At 37.7% G+C, this 1908-nt stretch carries 1 protein-coding gene; it reads right to left on the bottom strand.

The window, feature by feature from the left end; genetic code table 11:
• Positions 1 to 241 precede the first annotated feature (241 nt).
• Positions 242 to 1843 carry a PucR family transcriptional regulator gene (locus V7659_RS28315; protein ID WP_335543393.1) on the bottom strand — a complete coding sequence of 534 codons (1602 nt, stop codon included), beginning with the start codon at positions 1841 to 1843 and terminating at the stop codon, positions 242 to 244.
• Positions 1844 to 1908: the final 65 nt, after the last annotated feature.

The raw sequence follows: 1908 nt of genomic DNA on the forward strand, positions 1-1908 counted from the left end.
GACAAGTTTAACACAGCCCTTAATTTTTAATAACAGGTGCAATCGATGTCTATTTCCTTTAAGGAAATAGACTCTTTTTAATGTTAGATATTTAGTTAAACAAAAACATTAACGCTCAGAGTGTTAATTCTGAGGTTTTTGTTAGTTAATTGGTATGAAGTTTTCACTGTGAATTGAAGAACTTGATTACCCCAAGGGCATACAAGTGATGGAACAAGCCCTGAGTTGATTAAATATTTCTTTATGTTTCTAAAAGGGACCTAATCCGTAAGGCAAGTCTAATTTGCATGGTTGCTTCTGAATCCTTTAAGCTTTTTCCGAGAATTTCTTCACACTTTTCAATCCGATAAATGACCGTGTTCCGATGGACAAATAACCGTTTGGCTGTTTCAGAAATTTGGCAATGGGTTTCTAAATAGACAGACAACGTGTCTAACAGTGTCTGTTCATCTTCACCTTTTGTATCTGCCAATCGGCTTAGGGCAAATGTATAAAAATTCTTCAACTCAACTTGGGGAACCATCCGCAATAATTCCATGACATCCTTGGTATGATACGTTTGGATATAGGATGTTTTCTTTGAAAGCTCCCCCTGTGATAAGGCGTCTACAGCATCTTTGTAAGCATTTTTAACATCAAGAAAGGTATGAGTTAAATTACTTACACCAAAGGAAATCGTATTCCCGAAGTAAGTAGAAACTTTTTCCTGAAGATGAAGTAAGGTCGATTCACAGTAAGTACTTGTCGCCCCGAGTGTTTCTTGAATTTCAAATAAAAGAATGGAAGTTTCACCTTTTGTGAAAAAGTGGATGGAGGGAGTTATAACAGAGACTTCCCCTTCGATAAAATCATAAATATCATCTACTTTTTCAAGGTGCTCGGTAAAGCTAGGGTGATGGTCGTCCTTGTCGATTTTACCAACTGCGCAAATATACCTCTGTTCATTTTTTAATGAAAACTCCGCTGCTCGACCAATGATTTCCTCTTGAGATGAAAACGTACCGTCTGAAAAATGAAGGAAGAAATCATTTCGTATACTTCGTTCTTGCTGTCGTAGTGCGTGTTCCTTCATGAGTGCAAACGAGATTACATTGGTTGCTTGTTCTATCGTTAATGAAATTAGATGATCGGTTTTCTCAATCTCCCCTATAATCATAAGAAATCCTTTTTTCCTTTCACTGATGTGTACAGGGAATAAAGTACAGCTCTGTTTCGTGGATCGGACTGACATGGAAATGGGAGAAGTCATCAAAGAAGGTATGTTGAGACCATCCAGAATTAAGGGAAAGTCTAGGTTCGTCATAGGTTGATAAATCGGCTTGAAATGCTGATCAATTAATTGAACAGGCCGCCCGATCACTTGAGATAAATCTTGAAGTAAGAATTCAATCCCTTTCCCTTCCATAATGATCTTGGTAAATTGCTTGTGGGTCTCTAATGCAAGCGTCAATTCAGCAGCCCGTTGATCTAGTATTGCTCGTAATGTATGATTAACAATCTCGCCAAGTGATAATTCTAAAGGGAGTTCAATAATGGGGAAAGCTAGCTCGTTTGCCAGATTTATAGCTTCTGCTGGTACTTTTTCTAGAAAGCGTTTCGTCTTGATCGCTAGTCCAGCACACCTTTGATCATCCATCGCTTGAATCAGCTCAATTAGCTTATTGGGCTGATCTTTGAAATGATAAGCGGTTGTGATAAGAAATTCATTCTCATGTAGGAATGGAATAATATCGGGTGCATCCATCATATTGACTGATTCCACTTCACGTCCTGTTCCAGATTCACCGGCGATCATCGTCATTCCTGCTAAATGTGGAATCGTTAAGATTTCATTCACTTTCATGGAAAACACTCCTTGTAAAAGATCAAAACACTGAAAATATTTCATTTATTTTATCATGATTTAGT

The organism is Neobacillus drentensis, assembly GCF_036966985.1.
Lineage (GTDB): Bacteria > Bacillota > Bacilli > Bacillales > Cytobacillaceae > Neobacillus > Neobacillus drentensis_E.

Coding starts and splice junctions, on each gene's coding strand:
- V7659_RS28315 (WP_335543393.1), bottom strand. CDS start 1,843: ATGAAAGTGAATGAAATCTTAACGATTCCACATTTAGCAGGAATGACG.